The organism is Cypionkella sp. (genome assembly GCF_034376685.1).
Taxonomy (GTDB): domain Bacteria; phylum Pseudomonadota; class Alphaproteobacteria; order Rhodobacterales; family Rhodobacteraceae; genus Cypionkella.
The window spans coordinates 22,238-38,043 of record NZ_JAXMJJ010000004.1 but is presented as its reverse complement, the minus strand read 5'-3'; the positions used below and the strand labels follow the sequence as shown (position 1 = coordinate 38,043).

Annotated in this window: 25 protein-coding genes; 23 read left to right on the top strand and 2 right to left on the bottom strand. The window is 57.1% G+C overall.

Translation table 11 applies throughout. The annotated features are described in order from the left end of the window. The first annotated feature begins 120 nt into the window (after positions 1–120). The 12 genes from rpmC to U1A24_RS01895 all read left to right on the top strand — a co-directional run bounded on the left by rpmC (position 121) and on the right by U1A24_RS01895 (position 5,077). A complete protein-coding gene (rpmC, locus tag U1A24_RS01950) occupies positions 121–324 on the top strand; it encodes a 50S ribosomal protein L29 (protein ID WP_322320310.1) in 204 nt (67 codons plus the stop codon). Between the two features lie 11 nt (positions 325–335). Next, positions 336–569: a 30S ribosomal protein S17 gene (rpsQ, locus tag U1A24_RS01945; protein ID WP_322320309.1), complete on the top strand. Its 234-nt coding sequence runs from the start codon at positions 336–338 to the stop codon at positions 567–569. Positions 570–638: 69 nt separating this feature from the next. Next, positions 639–1,007, top strand: coding sequence for a 50S ribosomal protein L14 (gene rplN, locus U1A24_RS01940; protein WP_013066055.1), 369 nt, complete (start codon positions 639–641; stop codon positions 1,005–1,007). Further along, a complete protein-coding gene (gene rplX, locus U1A24_RS01935; protein WP_322320308.1) occupies positions 1,007–1,312 on the top strand; it encodes a 50S ribosomal protein L24 in 306 nt (101 codons plus the stop codon). Before rplN ends, rplX begins: the two co-directional genes overlap by 1 nt. Continuing rightward, positions 1,312–1,872 (top strand): 50S ribosomal protein L5, encoded by a 561-nt coding sequence (gene rplE / locus U1A24_RS01930; RefSeq protein ID WP_322320307.1) that lies wholly within the window; start codon positions 1,312–1,314, stop codon positions 1,870–1,872. The genes rplX and rplE overlap by 1 nt, the downstream gene beginning before the upstream one ends. A 19-nt stretch (positions 1,873–1,891) precedes the next feature. Then, the gene (gene rpsN / locus U1A24_RS01925) at positions 1,892–2,197 is read left to right on the top strand and encodes a 30S ribosomal protein S14 (RefSeq protein WP_322320306.1); all 306 of its coding nucleotides are present in this window, start codon (positions 1,892–1,894) and stop codon (positions 2,195–2,197) included. Positions 2,198–2,209: 12 nt separating this feature from the next. After that, positions 2,210–2,608 (top strand): 30S ribosomal protein S8, encoded by a 399-nt coding sequence (gene rpsH, locus U1A24_RS01920; RefSeq protein WP_304927946.1) that lies wholly within the window; start codon positions 2,210–2,212, stop codon positions 2,606–2,608. A gap of 10 nt (positions 2,609–2,618) precedes the next feature. After that, entirely contained in the window at positions 2,619–3,152 is a 534-nt protein-coding gene (gene rplF / locus U1A24_RS01915) for a 50S ribosomal protein L6 (RefSeq protein WP_322320305.1), read from the top strand. An 11-nt stretch (positions 3,153–3,163) separates the two neighbouring features. Continuing rightward, positions 3,164–3,523: a 50S ribosomal protein L18 gene (rplR, locus tag U1A24_RS01910; RefSeq protein ID WP_054006333.1), complete on the top strand. Its 360-nt coding sequence runs from the start codon at positions 3,164–3,166 to the stop codon at positions 3,521–3,523. 11 nt (positions 3,524–3,534) lie between these two features. Then, positions 3,535–4,113, top strand: a complete 579-nt coding sequence (gene rpsE / locus U1A24_RS01905; protein WP_054006334.1) for a 30S ribosomal protein S5 — start codon at positions 3,535–3,537, stop codon at positions 4,111–4,113. Positions 4,114–4,127: 14 nt separating this feature from the next. Next, positions 4,128–4,316, top strand: coding sequence for a 50S ribosomal protein L30 (gene rpmD / locus U1A24_RS01900; RefSeq protein ID WP_322320311.1), 189 nt, complete (start codon positions 4,128–4,130; stop codon positions 4,314–4,316). A 101-nt stretch (positions 4,317–4,417) separates the two neighbouring features. Next, the gene (locus U1A24_RS01895) at positions 4,418–5,077 is read left to right on the top strand and encodes an HNH endonuclease (RefSeq protein WP_322320304.1); all 660 of its coding nucleotides are present in this window, start codon (positions 4,418–4,420) and stop codon (positions 5,075–5,077) included. Between the two features lie 64 nt (positions 5,078–5,141). Here the strand turns inward: U1A24_RS01895 and U1A24_RS01890 are convergent, their stop codons facing one another. After that, positions 5,142–5,645, bottom strand: coding sequence for a hypothetical protein (locus U1A24_RS01890; RefSeq protein WP_322320303.1), 504 nt, complete (start codon positions 5,643–5,645; stop codon positions 5,142–5,144). Positions 5,646–5,800: 155 nt separating this feature from the next. Here U1A24_RS01890 and U1A24_RS01885 point away from each other — a divergent pair, with 155 nt between their 5' ends. The 10 genes from U1A24_RS01885 to U1A24_RS01840 all read left to right on the top strand — a co-directional run bounded on the left by U1A24_RS01885 (position 5,801) and on the right by U1A24_RS01840 (position 13,434). Next, positions 5,801–6,433, top strand: coding sequence for a hypothetical protein (locus tag U1A24_RS01885; RefSeq protein ID WP_322320302.1), 633 nt, complete (start codon positions 5,801–5,803; stop codon positions 6,431–6,433). Between the two features lie 147 nt (positions 6,434–6,580). After that, positions 6,581–7,075, top strand: coding sequence for a 50S ribosomal protein L15 (gene rplO, locus U1A24_RS01880; RefSeq protein WP_054006337.1), 495 nt, complete (start codon positions 6,581–6,583; stop codon positions 7,073–7,075). A 116-nt stretch (positions 7,076–7,191) separates the two neighbouring features. Continuing rightward, entirely contained in the window at positions 7,192–8,553 is a 1,362-nt protein-coding gene (secY, locus tag U1A24_RS01875) for a preprotein translocase subunit SecY (RefSeq protein ID WP_322320301.1), read from the top strand. Positions 8,554–8,619: 66 nt separating this feature from the next. Beyond that, positions 8,620–9,270, top strand: a complete 651-nt coding sequence (locus U1A24_RS01870) for an adenylate kinase (protein ID WP_322320300.1) — start codon at positions 8,620–8,622, stop codon at positions 9,268–9,270. A 185-nt stretch (positions 9,271–9,455) separates the two neighbouring features. Next, positions 9,456–9,824, top strand: coding sequence for a 30S ribosomal protein S13 (gene rpsM / locus U1A24_RS01865; RefSeq protein ID WP_322320299.1), 369 nt, complete (start codon positions 9,456–9,458; stop codon positions 9,822–9,824). A gap of 13 nt (positions 9,825–9,837) precedes the next feature. After that, positions 9,838–10,233 (top strand): 30S ribosomal protein S11, encoded by a 396-nt coding sequence (rpsK, locus tag U1A24_RS01860; protein WP_322320298.1) that lies wholly within the window; start codon positions 9,838–9,840, stop codon positions 10,231–10,233. Positions 10,234–10,347: 114 nt separating this feature from the next. Then, positions 10,348–11,364 carry a DNA-directed RNA polymerase subunit alpha gene (locus U1A24_RS01855; protein WP_054006342.1) on the top strand — a complete coding sequence of 339 codons (1,017 nt, stop codon included), beginning with the start codon at positions 10,348–10,350 and terminating at the stop codon, positions 11,362–11,364. Between the two features lie 138 nt (positions 11,365–11,502). Further along, a complete protein-coding gene (rplQ, locus tag U1A24_RS01850; protein WP_054006343.1) occupies positions 11,503–11,922 on the top strand; it encodes a 50S ribosomal protein L17 in 420 nt (139 codons plus the stop codon). Between the two features lie 258 nt (positions 11,923–12,180). After that, positions 12,181–12,792, top strand: a complete 612-nt coding sequence (locus U1A24_RS01845) for an autoinducer binding domain-containing protein (RefSeq protein WP_322320297.1) — start codon at positions 12,181–12,183, stop codon at positions 12,790–12,792. 51 nt (positions 12,793–12,843) lie between these two features. Continuing rightward, positions 12,844–13,434, top strand: coding sequence for an acyl-homoserine-lactone synthase (locus U1A24_RS01840; protein ID WP_322320296.1), 591 nt, complete (start codon positions 12,844–12,846; stop codon positions 13,432–13,434). 186 nt (positions 13,435–13,620) lie between these two features. Here the strand turns inward: U1A24_RS01840 and U1A24_RS01835 are convergent, their stop codons facing one another. Beyond that, complete coding sequence (locus U1A24_RS01835) at positions 13,621–14,292, bottom strand: hypothetical protein (RefSeq protein WP_322320295.1); 672 nt, start codon at positions 14,290–14,292, stop codon at positions 13,621–13,623. A gap of 177 nt (positions 14,293–14,469) precedes the next feature. Here U1A24_RS01835 and U1A24_RS01830 point away from each other — a divergent pair, with 177 nt between their 5' ends. Next, entirely contained in the window at positions 14,470–15,780 is a 1,311-nt protein-coding gene (locus tag U1A24_RS01830; RefSeq protein WP_322320294.1) for a replication-associated recombination protein A, read from the top strand. The last annotated feature ends 26 nt before the right edge of the window (positions 15,781–15,806 follow it).

Genomic DNA, 15,806 nt, shown 5'->3' with positions numbered 1-15,806 from the left:
ACGACCCCATCCACGGCTCCGAGGCGACTCGGAATCGGTGGTTTTACATTGATCCACCGGGTTCAGCGTGACCTTGCCGCAAGGTAGGGGCGCTCTGGTGATTGAAAAAGGAACAGGCGCATGACCGCCAAGGAACTATTGGGCAAATCGCCCGAGCAGCTGCGTGAGACCCTTGTGGCCCTCAAGAAAGAAGCGTTCAACCTGCGCTTCCAAGCAGCAACCAACCAGCTGGAAAACACCTCGCGTATGCGCGCTGTTCGCCGCGAAGTGGCACGTATCATGACCGTGCTGAACCAGAAAGCCGCGCAAGCGGCTGCGAACTGAGGAGCAGACCCATGCCAAAACGTATCCTGCAAGGCGTCGTAACCTCGGACAAGAACGAGCAAACCATCACCGTTCTGGTGGAACGCCGCTTCAAGCACCCGCTGTTCCATAAGACCGTGCGTAAGTCGAAGAAATACCGCGCGCATGATGAGAACAACACCTACAAGACCGGGGACACCGTGCGCATTGAAGAATGTGCGCCGATCTCGAAGACCAAACGCTGGACGGTGGTCGTTGCTGCATAAGCAACGACTTTCGTCTTTTTCTGAATACGAAACCCTGGGCAATGATGCCCAAAGGTCGGGAGAAACCAAATGATCCAGATGCAGACCAATCTGGATGTTGCTGATAACTCCGGCGCTCGCCGGGTTCAGTGCATCAAGGTTCTGGGCGGCTCGCATCGCCGCTATGCATCCGTGGGCGACATCATCGTGGTGTCGGTCAAGGAAGCCATTCCGAAAGGCCGTGTGAAAAAAGGCGACGTGCGTAAAGCCGTTGTTGTTCGCACCGCCAAAGAAGTTCGCCGTGAAGACGGCACCGCTATTCGTTTTGACCGCAACGCCGCTGTCATCCTGAACAACCAGGGTGAACCCGTCGGCACGCGTATCTTCGGGCCAGTGGTACGTGAACTCCGCGCGAAGAACTTCATGAAAATCATCTCGCTGGCTCCGGAGGTGCTCTGATGGCTGCGAAGCTTAAAAAAGGCGACACCGTCGTCATCTTGACCGGCAAGGACAAGGGCGCAAAGGGCGAGATTTCGTCCGTGAACCCGACCGCCAACAAGGCCGTGGTTGAGGGCGCCAACATGGCGATCCGTCACACCAAACAGTCGCAAACCTCGCAGGGTGGTCGTCTGGCGAAAGCCATGCCGATTGATCTGTCGAACCTCGCACTGCTGGACAAAAACGGCAAAGCAACCCGCGTTGGCTTCCGCATGGAAGGCGACAAGAAGGTTCGCTTCGCCAAGACCACTGGGGAGGCGATCTGATGTTGGACCAAGCCACCTACACCCCGCGTCTGAAAGCTGAATACCAAACCCGCATCCGTGCGGCGCTGATGGAAGAGTTCGGCTACAAGAATGCGATGCAACTGCCCAAGCTCGACAAAATCGTGCTGAACATGGGCGTTGGTGAAGCCGTCAAGGACACCAAGAAGGTCAAGAAAGCCGCCGAAGAGATGACTCTCATCGCTGGTCAGAAGGCTGTCATCACCCACGCGAAAAACAGCATTGCTGGTTTCCGTGTGCGTGAAGAAATGCCGCTTGGCTGCAAAGTGACCCTGCGCGGCGACCGGATGTACGAATTCCTCGACCGTCTGATCACCATTGCTCTGCCGCGCGTCCGCGACTTCCGCGGCGTGAAGCCGACCTCGTTCGATGGCCGTGGCAACTACGCCATGGGCCTCAAAGAGCAACTGGTGTTCCCCGAAATCGAGTTCGACAAAGTCGATGAAGTGCTCGGCATGGACATCATCATCTGCACCACCGCTAAAACCGATGCGGAAGCGAAGGCACTGTTGAAGCAATTCAACATGCCCTTCACTTCTTGATCGCGCGAGGAACCTGACAATGGCAAAAAAATCCATGGTGAACCGCGAAGTGAAGCGCGAGAAGCTGGTGAAGCAACATGCTTCCAAGCGCGCAGCACTGAAAGCGGTGATCAACGACCAGGCGAAACCAGTTGAAGAGCGCTTCAAGGCGACCATCAAACTGGCAGAGCTGCCCCGCAACTCGTCGGCTGTCCGTTTGCACAATCGTTGCCAACTGACTGGTCGTCCGCATGCGTATTATCGCAAGCTCAAACTCTCGCGCATCATGCTGCGTGATCTCGCCTCGTTCGGCCAGATCCCCGGCATGGTCAAGTCGAGCTGGTAAGGAGGTCGCCAAATGATGATGAACGATCCTATCGGCGACATGCTTACCCGTATCCGTAACGCGCAAATGCGTGGCAAATCGACCGTGTCGACCCCTGCCTCGAAACTGCGCGCCTGGGTTCTGGACGTGCTCGTAAGCGAAGGTTATATCCGCGGTTTCGAGCGCGCCAAGACCGACAACGGTCAAGGTGAGCTTGTGATCAGCCTGAAATACTTTGAAGGCGTGCCTGTGATCCGCGAAGTCAAACGCGTGTCCAAGCCCGGCCGTCGGGTATATATGTCCGTCAAGGAAATTCCGACCGTGCGTAACGGCCTCGGTATCTCCATCGTCTCCACGCCGAAAGGCGTGATGTCAGATGCAAATGCGCGCGCAGCCAATGTTGGCGGCGAAGTGCTTTGCACCGTGTTCTGAGGAGGGTGGCATGTCTCGTATCGGCAAAAAACCCGTAGAACTGATCAAGGGCGTTTCGGCGTCCGTGTCAGGTCAAACCATCGAAGTGAAAGGTCCGAAAGGCACCCGCAGCTTCACCGCAACCGACGACGTGACGCTCACGATCGACGAAGGCAGCATCAAAGTGACCCCGCGTGGCACTTCGAAGCGTGCGCGTCAGCAGTGGGGCATGGCGCGGTCAATGGTTGAAAACCTCGTCACTGGCGTCACCGCTGGTTTCAAGAAAGAGCTGGAAATTCAAGGCGTGGGTTACCGCGCTGCGATGGCTGGCAATGTTTTGAAACTGTCGCTCGGCTACAGCCATGAAGTCAACTTCGCCGTTCCAGCCGGGGTCACCGTGACCTCGCCGAAGAACACTGAAATCATTGTGGAAGGCATTGACCAACAACTCGTTGGTCAGGTCGCTGCGAACATCCGCGAATGGCGCAAGCCCGAGCCCTACAAGGGCAAAGGCATCCGCTATAAGGGCGAGTTCGTGTTCCGCAAAGAAGGCAAGAAGAAGTAAGGGACACAATCATGGCAAACACCAAGAGAGACCTGTTCCTCAAGCGCCGTCAGCGCGTTCGGAACAAAATCAAAGCGACATCGCATGGGCGCCTGCGCCTGTCCGTTCACCGCTCGAACAAAAACATCAGCGTGCAGCTGATCGACGATGTGAAGGGCGTCACCATCGCCTCCGCCTCCACGCTGGAGAAGGAATTCGGTGTGGTCGGCAAGAACAACGTCGAAGCAGCGACGAAAATCGGTTCGGCAATCGCCGAGCGGGCCAAAAAGGCCGGTGTTGAAGTGTGCTACTTCGACCGCGGCGGTTTCCTCTTTCACGGTAAGATCAAGGCTTTGGCCGAGGCTGCCCGTGAAGGTGGATTGCAGTTCTGAGGAGTTGAAAAATGGCAGAACGTGATAACCGTCGGGACAATCGTGGTGGCAATGATCGCCGCGATAACCGGCCGGAAGAAACCCCGGAATTCGCTGACCGTCTGGTCGCGATCAACCGGGTGTCGAAAACCGTTAAGGGCGGCAAACGCTTTGGCTTTGCAGCACTGGTGGTAGTCGGCGATCAAAAAGGCCGTGTCGGCTTCGGCAAGGGCAAGGCTAAGGAAGTTCCGGAAGCGATCCGCAAGGCGACCGAGCAGGCCAAGCGCCAGCTTATTCGCGTGCCGCTGAAAGACGCCCGCACCCTGCACCACGACATGGAAGGCCGTCATGGCGCCGGCAAAGTGGTGATGCGGACGGCTGTTGCCGGTACCGGTATCATCGCCGGTGGTCCGATGCGCGCTGTGTTCGAAATGTTGGGCCTGCAAGACGTGGTGGCAAAGTCCATCGGCTCGCAGAACCCGTACAACATGATCCGCGCCACCATCGACGGGCTGAAGTCGGAAACCTCTCCTCGTCAAGTCGCGGCACGCCGTGGCAAGAAAGTGGCAGAGATTCTGAACAAGCCCGCCGCTGAAGTTGTGGAGGCTTGAACATGACCGACGCTGTGAAAAAGACCATCGTGGTGAAGCAGGTGGCTTCGGCCGCCCGCCGCCCGGCGATCCAGACCGCGACCCTGAAAGGTCTTGGCCTGAACAAAATGAACCGGACCCGCGAGCTGGAGGATACCCCTTCGGTCCGTGGCATGGTCCGCAAGATCTCGCATCTTGTGCAGATCATCGAAGAGCGCGGATAAGCCAATGGTGCGCTGAAGCGCACCCTACGCTACCCAAAACGCCCCGCCGCAAGGTGGGGCGTTTTGCTATTCTGTATAGTGATAGGGTCTGCAGGTAGCTGATGAAAAACGATATTGAGGATTACGATTGCTATCTTTGTCAAATCTACTTTGATGATCGACGTGGAAATCAGATGAGCTTCTACACCCATTGGGTGGGCTTTGCTGACGCCGAGAGACGCATTGAACTAAGAGCGCCTTCTAAGCTGGAGTACGCCCGACTGGCGATGGGTTGGCTTGAACATCTGCAAGGCCCGCTATTGCAAATTCGGTCCGAGATTGAGCTTTGGCCCTTTTTCATTAAAGGTGGTGCCGCCGCGATAGATGCTGAGTTAGCTGAAAAACTCATCTCTAAGCATCTTAAGGTCTCGCAAGTCACAAGCACCGGCTTAGGGGCATTTTCATCCGTAAGAGACATCTCTGAGGCGTTGCAACGAGCACCGAGTAAGAAGCTACGAATGAGAATTTTAGAACGTGACAACTACAGGTGTCGCGTTTGCGGGCAGAGTTCAAAAACTAACGTGAACATAGAACTCCACGTTCACCATATTCGTCCTTGGGCTAATCAGGGCGCGACCACGGAGAACAATTTGGTGACGCTTTGCCATACCTGTCACGGCGGCCTAGACCCGCATTGGAATATGAAACTAGCGGAGTTTATCGAAGATTTTGAGGGAGCTTCCAAGAGATGGCAAACTCCCCCAAAGTTTCAGGAGTTTTGAGTAGTGCTGCCACGCTCACGAACTCATTACTTAACAGGGTGAGAAAGGTGTGAGTAACCCAAACCTACTGCGTAAACCGAAACGCCTCACAAAACCGCACCAGCCGCGCGTTGGTTTTGTCCTGCAAGGCCCAGCCCCAAGCCTCATCCAACACCACCTGCGCCGCCTCAATCCGCTCGCCGTCACGCTCGCCGTGCACTTTTGCATCGCCGTGGAACAAACTGCCCCGCACGTCCTGCACGACCAAAAAGAAATCCGAAACCGAATTCACCGCCCGTGCCTTCTTCCAGGACACCGCCTGATCCCGGTCGACCTTCAACAGCCGAGGCGGCGCGTTGAACAGCACCTGAACCTCCGGCAACGCCCGGCAATGCGCCAGAAAGCCATCCCCCAGATCACCGGCAAATCCGGCCCAGCCCGCCTCGGCCGAGGTGCCGGCTTTTTCATACTTCAAATACCCCGCCAGCTTCAGCGCATATTCAAACCGCGCAAAAGTCGCGACCAAGCTGCCCCATTCATTCTTGAACAGCAGCTTAATCCCCGCCCGATAATTGGTATCCACCGCCATGACAGCCCCCGTGCAAAACAGCCCGCAGATACGCAGGATTTGCGGGGGGAGTCTAGTTGGTGCGATAGTGCGAAAGAGGTTGCTTGCCAAGGCCAAGTCAATTTGCCAAACCTGATCAAAGAGTCACTTTGGGATGATTTCAAATGTTAAACTCTATGACATTCCTACTCGCTTCTGCACTCGGCGCGTTGTGGACCATGCCACTATCTGCTGGGATTTGTGATTATCGTCTCAGTAAGTTGATCGGGTCTATCGGCTCATCTGGGGCCGTCGCCACCACCGCTGCGGTTGCTGTATCGGATGTTGGGATGAAGGCCGCAGGCTTCTATTTAATCACAAACGCAACAACCGGGGCGACCATGATTGGCTCAACCGCCGCAGGGGTTTCAGGTGCTGGAACTGTTGGTATCATAGGCGGCACAGCTGGCGTCCTTGGAACTGCCGCATCTATTGTGACGGCTCCAGTAACGATCGTAGTTGCTGGCGTCACAGCATTGGCTACCTTGGGCGTTGAAGGTGGATGCTACTTTGCAGACGAGCGGATAACTGACCCAAAGCAAATTTATGACCTTCTGACCCAGCTGGTTTCGTCAGGTAGTCCAACAGATTTGGGTATCGTAATGGGTGAACTCGATGAGCCTTGGTTTTGGCGCAAGAATGATGCAGGCGAAATCGAAGCATTCGCGCTCTCAAATCTATACATCGTGAACGGCACGCTGATGAATCGTGATTGGTTTACGAATACAAAGGTAGGGGACATTGCTGTCGTGATGGCTCCCATCCAGTAAGTGCGTTTTGCAATGTTGTGATCTTGCTATGCACGAGGCATCCCTCTATACGCCCGCAATGCCCCACCTATCGGCATAAGAATCATGAAACAGCCGCGTTGCCCTACCCGTCGCAGGTAGGAGCTTTCCGGCATAGGAGTATGCGACATGAAATTGAATGAACTGCACGACAATCCCGGTGCAACAAAGAAGCAAAAGCGCGTGGCACGTGGTCCGGGTTCGGGCTCGGGTAAAACCGCTGGCCGTGGTATCAAGGGTCAGAAATCGCGTTCGGGCGTCGCTATTGGTGGCTACGAAGGCGGCCAGATGCCTCTGTATCGCCGTCTGCCAAAGCGCGGCTTCAACAAGCCGAACCAGGATCGCTTTGCGGTGATCAACCTCGGCCTGATCGAGAAATTCATCGGTCTGGGCAAACTCGACGCGAAAGTCGAGATCACCGAGGATATGCTGGTTGACGCTGGCCTGACCGGTCACAAGCGCGACGGTATCCGCATCCTGAACAAGGGTTCGATCACCACTGCGGTCAAACTGAACGTCACCGGGGCATCCGCAGCCGCTGTTGAAGCTGTTGCAGCCGCTGGCGGCACCCTGACCGTGGCGCCGACCCTGGAAGCTTTCACCAAAGCGGTCCGTAAAGCATAACTAACGCCTTGTGAGCGGTTGCTAGACCGCTTACATCGGCTTATGTTTCCCGCGCCGCCGACCGGAAACGGTTTGGCGGCGCTTCCCATATCGGGCTTACGCAGAAAGAACTGGGCATGGCTTCAGCTGCCGAACAGATGGCCGCGAACCTCAGCTGGGGTACGCTGGGCAAGGCGACGGATCTCCGTAGCCGCATTTTCTTCACCATTGGCCTTTTGATGGTCTACCGACTTGGCACCTATGTGCCGGTTCCGGGGATCGACGGCACAGCGTTGCGCAACTTCATGGAAGAAGCAGGGCAGGGCATCGGCGGCATGCTGTCGATGTTCACCGGCGGCGCAATCACCCGGATGGGCATCTTCGCGCTTGGCATCATGCCGTATATCTCGGCCTCGATCATCATTCAGCTTCTGGCCTCGATGATCCCGGCGCTGGAGCAGATGAAGAAAGAAGGCGACGCGGGCCGCAAGAAGATGAACCAGTGGACGCGCTACGGCACCGTCGCTCTGGCCGTCCTGCAAGGCTTTGGTATCGCCAAATCTATTGAGGCAGGCGGGCTGGCGCACAGCCCCGGCATGTATTTCGTGGTCTCTTGTGTGATCACCCTTGTAGCGGGCACCATGTTCCTGATGTGGCTGGGTGAGCAGATCACCGCACGCGGCATCGGCAACGGCACCTCGCTGATCATCTTCACTGGCATCGTCGCGGAAATTCCGCATGCTTTGGCGCAGTTCTTCAGCCAGGGCCGTGCGGGCGTGATCTCGACCCCGATCATTCTGGGTGTGCTGGTGATGGTCGTCGCGGTGATCGCCTTCGTGGTGTTCATGGAGCGCGCGCTGCGCAAGATCCACATCCAGTATCCCCGCCGTCAGGTCGGCATGAAGGTGTATGACGGCGGCTCGTCGCATTTGCCGATCAAGGTAAACCCGGCGGGCGTGATCCCGGCGATCTTCGCCTCGTCGCTCTTGCTGCTGCCAACCACCATCGCCGCCTTCTCGGGCGCCAACACCGGCCCGGTGATGTCGACGATTCTGGCCTATTTCGGTCATGGCCAGCCGCTCTATCTGGTGTTCTTCGTCAGCATGATCGTGTTCTTCGCCTATTTCTACACGGCGAACGTGGCGTTCAAGACCGATGAGGTTGCCGACAACCTGAAAAACCAGAACGGCTTTATTCCGGGCATCCGTCCTGGCAAGAAGACCGAGGAATATCTTGATTACGTCGTCAACCGTATCCTCGTGCTGGGTGCTGCCTACCTCGCCGCCGTCTGCTTGCTGCCCGAGATCCTGATCAGCCAGTTCTCGATTCCGTTCTACTTCGGTGGCACCTCGGTGCTGATCGTGGTCTCGGTGACGATGGACACGATCAACCAGATCCAGTCGCATTTGCTGGCGCATCAATACGAAGGTCTGATCGAGAAGTCGCAGCTGCGCGGCAAGAAACGCACCACCGCAAACCGTCCGCCCGCGCGGCGCTAAGCGGGCTGCACCCATAGGCCCGGCGCATCCCACGCCGGGCTTTTTTTTGTCAAAGAAAGGCGTCTCATGGCAAACATCATCCTCCTCGGCCCGCCCGGTGCTGGCAAAGGCACCCAAGCCAAACGCTTGGTGGATGAACGTGCCATGGTGCAGCTGTCGACCGGTGACATGCTGCGCGAGGCCAAAACCTCGGGCACCGAGATGGGTCGCCGCGTCGCTGAAGTGATGGACAAGGGCCAGCTTGTCACCGACGAGATCGTCATTGGCCTGATCGAAGAAAAGCTGACCGGCGCACAGGGCGGCGGCTTCATTTTTGACGGCTTCCCCCGCACCCTGCCGCAAGCCGATGCCCTGAGCGCGCTGCTGGCCCGCAAGGGGCAGGCTCTGGATGCGGTGATCGAGATGCAGGTGGATGATGATGCCCTCGTGGCGCGCATCACCGGCCGTTACACCTGTGGCAATTGTGGTGAGGTCTACCACGACCAGACCCGGCCCTCGAAGGTTGCAGGCACCTGCGATGCCTGCGGCAGCCATGATCTGCGCCGCCGCGCCGACGACAACGAACTCGCGTTGAAGACCCGGCTGATGGAATATTACAAAAAGACCTCGCCGCTGATCGGCTACTATTATGCCAAGGGTGAGCTGTCGACGGTCAACGGTCTGGCAGAAATGGACGCGGTCGCCGCCGAGATCGCCAAAGTTCTTGACAAAACGTAATTAGGTCGTCCGCTGCCCTTGACGATATGGTCAAAAGCCCATAAAGCACGGCGTCCCGCAGCGGAATCGCTTGCGGGATTCCTTATTTGATAGGGATTCGAATCGCCCTCCGGCTTCAGGCTCGGGGCGGTGTTGTGAAAAAAGGTTCTGGCACTACGGAACCGCAACCATGAAGGAATACACGTTTGGCACGTATTGCTGGCGTTAACATCCCGACCGCGAAACGGGTTCCGATCGCGCTCACCTACATCACCGGCGTTGGTCCCGCGATTGCAGAGCAAATCTGCGCCGCTGTGAACATCGACCGCGCACGTCGTATCAACCAGCTTTCGGATGCCGAAGTGCTGGCGATCCGCGAATACATCGATGCGAACGTCACCGTGGAAGGCGACCTGCGTCGCGAAACCTCGATGAACATCAAGCGTCTGATGGATCTCGGCTGCTACCGTGGCCTGCGTCATCGTAAGGGCCTGCCGGTCCGCGGTCAGCGCACCCACACCAACGCTCGCACCCGCAAGGGCCCCGCAAAAGCCATCGCTGGCAAGAAGAAATAAGGGGTAGGGCATTATGGCACGCGATACAAAAACATCCCGCACGAAGAAAAAAGAACGCAAGAACATCGCCGCTGGCGTGGTTCATGTGAACTCTTCGTTCAACAACACCAAAATCCTGATCTCCGACGTTCAGGGCAACGCGATTTCCTGGTCGTCCTCGGGCACCATGGGCTTCAAAGGCTCGCGGAAATCCACGCCCTACGCCGCTCAGATGGCCGCAGAAGATGCAGCCCGCAAAGCACAAGAGCACGGCATGAAGACTGTTGAAGTCGAAGTGCAAGGCCCCGGTTCGGGCCGTGAATCCGCTCTGCGCGCTCTGGCTGCTGTTGGCCTGAACGTGACGTCGATCCGTGATGTGACGCCGCTTGCGCACAACGGTTGCCGTCCGCCGAAGCGCCGTCGCGTCTAAGGCATCACTATTGGTCGGGTCGTGCGATGTCTGCACGGCCCGATTTCTGCATTTCTGAACCTCGGGCGTCCGCTGCTTAGGACATGAGCAGAAGACAAGTATGGAGGCGGTCACATGATCCACAAAAATTGGCTTGAACTGATTAAACCGACGCAGCTGGTCGTGAAGCCGGGGGCCGATGCACAACGCACCGCAACCGTTTTCGCTGAACCGCTGGAGCGCGGCTTTGGCCTGACCCTTGGCAACGCGCTGCGCCGCGTGCTGATGTCGTCGCTGCAAGGTGGCGCGATCACCTCGGTGCAGATCGACAACGTGCTGCATGAGTTTTCCAGCGTTGCTGGTGTGCGTGAAGACGTCACCGACATCGTGCTGAACCTGAAAGGCGTTTCGATCAAGATGGATGTGGATGGGCCGAAGCGCCTGTCGATCTCCGCCAAAGGTCCGGGCGTTGTCACCGCTGGCGACATCTCGGAAACCAACGGCATCGAAATCCTGAACAAAGACCACGTCATCTGCCACCTCGATGACGGCGCGGATGTGTTCATGGAACTCACCGTGAACACCGGCAAAGGCTATGTTGCCGCTGACAAGAACCGCCCGGAAGATGCGCCGATCGGCCTGATCCCGATCGACGCGATCTATTCGCCGGTCAAAAAAGTGTCCTACGAAGTCACCCCGACCCGCGAAGGTCAGGTGCTGGACTATGACAAGCTGACGATGAAAATCGAAACCGATGGCTCCCTGACCCCGGAAGACGCTGTGGCCTATGCCGCGCGCATTCTGCAAGATCAGCTGGCTGTGTTCGTCAACTTCGACGAGCCGGAAGCTGCTGGCAAAGGCGTCGAAGATGCTGGCCTTGAATTCAACCCGCTGCTGCTGAAGAAAGTGGACGAGTTGGAATTGTCGGTGCGTTCGGCAAACTGCCTGAAGAACGACAACATCGTCTATATCGGCGATCTGATCCAGAAAACCGAAGCAGAAATGCTGCGCACCCCGAACTTCGGCCGCAAGTCCTTGAACGAAATCAAGGAAGTGCTGTCGGGCATGGGTTTGCATCTGGGCATGGAAGTCGAAGACTGGCCGCCGGAAAACATCGAAGATCTGGCCAAGCGTTTCGAAGACCAGTTCTAAGAATAGGGGCGGGGGCAACTCCGCCCAACTACAAATGCCCGCATTGGCGGGGAAAACATGGGCAACAACGCCCCAAGGTGAGCGGGACCAATCGTAGGCCCTGCCGGACAAAGTAAAACACGCGAATAGGAGATTCCAATGCGTCACGCCAATGGTTACCGCAAGCTTAACCGCACCCATGAACACCGCAAAGCGATGTTCGCCAACATGGCAGGCTCGCTGATCGAGCACGAGCAGATCAAGACCACCCTGCCGAAAGCCAAAGAACTGCGCCCGATCATCGAAAAGCTGATCACCCTTGCCAAGCGCGGCGATCTGCACGCCCGTCGTCAGGCGCATTCGCAGCTGAAGCAAGACATCCACACCGCGCGCCTGTTCGAAATCCTCGGCCCGCGCTACCAGGATCGTCAGGGCGGTTACGTCCGCGTTCTGAAAGCCGGCTTCCGTTATGGTGACATGGCTCCGATGGCGATCATCGAATTTGTCGACCGTGACCCGAACGCCAAAGGTGCAGCAGACCACGCCCGCACCGCCGCCGAGGACGCGTTCGAGGCGTAAGCCCACCGCGCAGTTCGTATCAGAAAACCCGCCCTAACCGGCGGGTTTTTTCATATCTAGCAAGACCGAAGCCAGCCTTAAGCCAGCAGTTGACGCAGCGTTAACCGCGATAGCGGCAGCCGATTGCCACTCGACACTTTCGTTCGCAACGGTTCTGCTGATTGATAGATTATTGGAAATAGCGTGTTGCTTATCCGAGTATAGTAGCCACTCTCCGAACTGCCTAAAGTTGTAATTGAATCGAGAGATCGAAGAAACATGTCAGTAAAGCTAGGTATAGATGTCGAGTTACACCAACTTTCGCTTATGGCTCCCGCCGGCTACTTTGTCGGGCTCCATATCCGTTTCACAGCGCCCTTGTTCACCTTCCAGACCTATGACCAGCGCTGGCTCGACTACTATACCGAAAAAGGCTACGTCCTGCGCGATCCAATGGTAGCTTGGGGCTTCAGTGCCACCGGCACCATCCGTTGGAGCGATAGCGCCCTGCCAGACCCGTTTGGCCTGTTCAAAGAAGCCGCAAAATACGGCCTGAACTATGGCGCCACAGTTGCCTGTGGCCCGGTCAAATCACGATCCATCGCCTCGTTTGCGCGCGCTGATCGCGAATTCGAGGATCATGAAATTGCAGCCATTGCCAGCATTGTGCACCGGCTGCATGACGTGACAGAGCCGCCTGAAGAGCTGACCAAAGCTCAGATCGAGGCTCTGCGCTGTATCGCTGGGGGGGACCGGTTTACTGCCGCTGCGGCGAAACTGGGCATTTCAGAAAGCGCACTCAAAGCGCGTGTGACATCGGCGCGCGTGCGTCTGATGGCGCGCACCACAGCCGAAGCCATTCAACGTGCAAAGGATTATCGGCTGATCTGAAAACCCCCTCCGCGATGTTCTGACTGCCATCTGAACATAACGGAGACCACCATGCTCACCACCACGCTTTCTTTTGCCAATCTCCATAATCATGGAGAGCTGTTCGCGAACATGCTTCGCGCGCGGCGTGAATTGTTCATCGTCCATAACAAATGGGATCTGCCCGAGGCTTTGGGGATGGAATACGATCAATACGACACCCCAGCCAGCCGCTGGGTTGTCGTGCATGATGATCAGGGCCGGGTTCTGGCGGGCAACCGTCTGACGCCGACCACTGCGAAATGCGGCATCTATTCCTACATGATCCGCGACGCGCAACGCGGTCTGCTCGATACCATCCCGGCGCATCTTTTGACCGATGAAGCGCCCGTGGGCGATCACATCTGGGAATCGAGCCGCCTGTTCGTCGCCCATGACGTGCCCTCCTCGATCCGCCGCCGCGTCCACGCCCAGCTGATCGCGCAGCTTGGCGACACTGTGCGCAGCCTCGGCGCCACGCATTGCCTGACCCTGCTCGCCGCCACCTGGCCACGTTGGGCCGACCGTGTGGGTGTGAAGATGAAGGCGATGGGCCCGGTGATGGAGATCGACGCCATCGACAACCAAGTGGTCGAGATGGATTTCAGCCTGACCAAACACTGAACGCAGGGCAAATCTGCGGCGGCCTATGGGGAGCAGGGCCGCCCGCAGACCCGCTATGCAAAGCAGTAGGGCAGGCGGAAGCAGCGAGGAAGCTGATCCGGTGCGGCGAGATGTGATGACTCGTGGCGGTGGCCTAGGTCAGCTATGTGGTGCGAACCTGCTGTTCGTAAGCTGAGTGCAGTTCGGCTAGACAGAAATTTCATACTCATCGCACCAATCACATGCGAGGTGAGGCATGCAGCTTCTCAGATTATCGAACTCAGATTTTGGGGCAAATCTCGCACAACGCAAAACGCTCAAACGGGGGAGGTGAGTGAGATAAGAAAGAACTTTATCGTCCAATGAAACCGACGACATATAAAGTTCTTCCAGACTCATCAGTCTTGCAAGAGGCGCAAGACTTTCTACTCGTTGGGTTTTATACATGCAACCTTCGATACCAAGGCGCAGGATGTGTTTTAGGCTTCCCAGGAAATCCAGCGCGTGGAGATGTTTTGCATTTTCGATGTACAGAGCGTTGAGATTCGGAAGATCTAGGACGGCCTCAAAGTTGGTGATTTCTGATACATCTCGCAGGCGAAGAGTCCGCAAATTTTTTAACCGCGAAATAGGACTTAAATCGCCAGCAGATACACCTTCCAGTTTTAGTTCAGCCAAACCTTCCAGTTCCGATAGCTCGTCTAGAAACGCTTGATTAACCATTCTAGCGCCCAAACGCTCGATCTGTTTAAGTTTACCTATACCCTGATGAGATTTTCGTTCCCGATAGAACAACACGGTTGACGATTCTTCGCTAAGATCACTTACGCGTGTCACATAGCGGTCGTGACCTTCCCAAAGAAAACCATCTTTCGACACTCTGCGGCCTCCTGCCTTCGTATAGGAAGCTTGAAGGATCGCTACTTGTAGTCAAGGTCTGCTATAGCCTCAAAACAATAGTTCCCGAATCCGCAGCTCATGGGCAAGTTCCCCCACCCCAACTGCCAAACCGCAATCCGCCTTCCCCCGCCAGCAAAGCCCGCGTAAACTCCCCGCATGTCAGATCTTTTCGACACCCCCGGAAAAACCGTGCCAGAGGCCCCGCGCCCCTTGGCCGACCGTTTGCGCCCACGCACGCTCTCCGAGGTGATCGGGCAGGGTCATGTCCTCGGCCCCGACGGCCCGCTCGGCGCAATGATCGCCGCCCATAGCCTGTCGTCGCTGATCCTCTGGGGCCCGCCTGGCGTTGGCAAAACCACCATCGCCCGGCTTCTTGCACATGAGTCCGACCTCGCCTTTGTGCAGATCTCGGCGATTTTCACCGGTGTGCCTGATCTGCGCAAAGTGTTCGAATCCGCCAAGATCCGCCGCCAAAACGGCCAAGGCACCCTGCTGTTTGTTGATGAAATCCATCGCTTCAACAAAGCCCAGCAAGACGGCTTCCTACCTTACATGGAAGACGGCACCATCCTTCTGGTCGGCGCCACCACCGAAAACCCCAGTTTTGAGCTGAACGCTGCTCTGCTCTCCCGCGCCCAAGTCATCATCCTCGAACGCCTCAACCTGATTGACCTCGAACTCCTCGCCCAACGCGCCGAGAAAGACCTGAACCGCGCACTCCCCCTCACCGGAGACGCCCGCGAAGCGATCATCGAGATGGCCGACGGCGATGGCCGCGCGCTGCTGAACCTGATCGAACAAGTTACAGCGTGGAAAATTGACAAACCGCTCACCCGCGACCAGCTTTCCACCCGCCTGATGCGCCGTGCGAGCAAATACGACAAATCCGGCGAAGAGCATTACAACCTGATCTCGGCCCTGCACAAATCGGTGCGCGGCTCAGACCCCGACGCCGCCCTCTACTGGTTCGCCCGCATGTTGGAAGGCGGCGAAGACCCGCGCTTTCTCGCCCGCCGCATCACCCGCATGGCTGTCGAAGACATCGGCCTTGCCGACCCGCAAGCCCAGCAGATCTGCCTCGAATCCTGGAACACCTACGAGCGCCTCGGCTCCCCCGAGGGCGAACTGGCGCTGGCGCAAGCCCTTGTCTACATCGCCCTCGCGCCCAAATCCAACGCGGTGTACATCGCCTACAAAGCCGCTCGCGCGGCCGCCCGTGAAACCGGCAGCCAACCCCCTCCTCTTCACATAAGAAACGCCCCCACCAAACTGATGAAAGAAATCGGCTACGGCGCGGGCTATTCCTATGATCACGATGCCGAAGACAGTTTCTCGGGGCAAAACTATTTCCCCGACGATATGAAACGCCCGATCTACTACAATCCGCCCGAACGCGGCTTTGAACGTGAGCTGAAAAAACGCATCGACTATTTCGTCAAACTCCGCGCCAAACGCAACGACGGCTAGCCATTTCATCTTGGCCTAAATACTCT

What these genes read in the sequence shown, in the direction of transcription:
- rplQ (WP_054006343.1), top strand. Translation starts at nt 11,503, where the DNA reads ATGCGTCACGCCAATGGTTACCGCAAGCTTAACCGCACCCATGAACAC.
- rpsQ (WP_322320309.1), top strand. Translation starts at nt 336, where the DNA reads ATGCCAAAACGTATCCTGCAAGGCGTCGTAACCTCGGACAAGAACGAG.
- rpsH (WP_304927946.1), top strand. Translation starts at nt 2,210, where the DNA reads ATGATGATGAACGATCCTATCGGCGACATGCTTACCCGTATCCGTAAC.
- rplX (WP_322320308.1), top strand. Translation starts at nt 1,007, where the DNA reads ATGGCTGCGAAGCTTAAAAAAGGCGACACCGTCGTCATCTTGACCGGC.
- U1A24_RS01885 (WP_322320302.1), top strand. Translation starts at nt 5,801, where the DNA reads ATGACATTCCTACTCGCTTCTGCACTCGGCGCGTTGTGGACCATGCCA.
- U1A24_RS01845 (WP_322320297.1), top strand. Translation starts at nt 12,181, where the DNA reads ATGTCAGTAAAGCTAGGTATAGATGTCGAGTTACACCAACTTTCGCTT.
- rpmC (WP_322320310.1), top strand. Translation starts at nt 121, where the DNA reads ATGACCGCCAAGGAACTATTGGGCAAATCGCCCGAGCAGCTGCGTGAG.
- rplN (WP_013066055.1), top strand. Translation starts at nt 639, where the DNA reads ATGATCCAGATGCAGACCAATCTGGATGTTGCTGATAACTCCGGCGCT.
- U1A24_RS01890 (WP_322320303.1), bottom strand. Translation starts at nt 5,645, where the DNA reads ATGGCGGTGGATACCAATTATCGGGCGGGGATTAAGCTGCTGTTCAAG.
- rplO (WP_054006337.1), top strand. Translation starts at nt 6,581, where the DNA reads ATGAAATTGAATGAACTGCACGACAATCCCGGTGCAACAAAGAAGCAA.
- rplF (WP_322320305.1), top strand. Translation starts at nt 2,619, where the DNA reads ATGTCTCGTATCGGCAAAAAACCCGTAGAACTGATCAAGGGCGTTTCG.
- U1A24_RS01895 (WP_322320304.1), top strand. Translation starts at nt 4,418, where the DNA reads ATGAAAAACGATATTGAGGATTACGATTGCTATCTTTGTCAAATCTAC.
- rplE (WP_322320307.1), top strand. Translation starts at nt 1,312, where the DNA reads ATGTTGGACCAAGCCACCTACACCCCGCGTCTGAAAGCTGAATACCAA.
- rpsK (WP_322320298.1), top strand. Translation starts at nt 9,838, where the DNA reads ATGGCACGCGATACAAAAACATCCCGCACGAAGAAAAAAGAACGCAAG.
- U1A24_RS01830 (WP_322320294.1), top strand. Translation starts at nt 14,470, where the DNA reads ATGTCAGATCTTTTCGACACCCCCGGAAAAACCGTGCCAGAGGCCCCG.
- U1A24_RS01840 (WP_322320296.1), top strand. Translation starts at nt 12,844, where the DNA reads ATGCTCACCACCACGCTTTCTTTTGCCAATCTCCATAATCATGGAGAG.
- U1A24_RS01855 (WP_054006342.1), top strand. Translation starts at nt 10,348, where the DNA reads ATGATCCACAAAAATTGGCTTGAACTGATTAAACCGACGCAGCTGGTC.
- U1A24_RS01870 (WP_322320300.1), top strand. Translation starts at nt 8,620, where the DNA reads ATGGCAAACATCATCCTCCTCGGCCCGCCCGGTGCTGGCAAAGGCACC.
- rplR (WP_054006333.1), top strand. Translation starts at nt 3,164, where the DNA reads ATGGCAAACACCAAGAGAGACCTGTTCCTCAAGCGCCGTCAGCGCGTT.
- secY (WP_322320301.1), top strand. Translation starts at nt 7,192, where the DNA reads ATGGCTTCAGCTGCCGAACAGATGGCCGCGAACCTCAGCTGGGGTACG.
- rpsE (WP_054006334.1), top strand. Translation starts at nt 3,535, where the DNA reads ATGGCAGAACGTGATAACCGTCGGGACAATCGTGGTGGCAATGATCGC.
- rpsN (WP_322320306.1), top strand. Translation starts at nt 1,892, where the DNA reads ATGGCAAAAAAATCCATGGTGAACCGCGAAGTGAAGCGCGAGAAGCTG.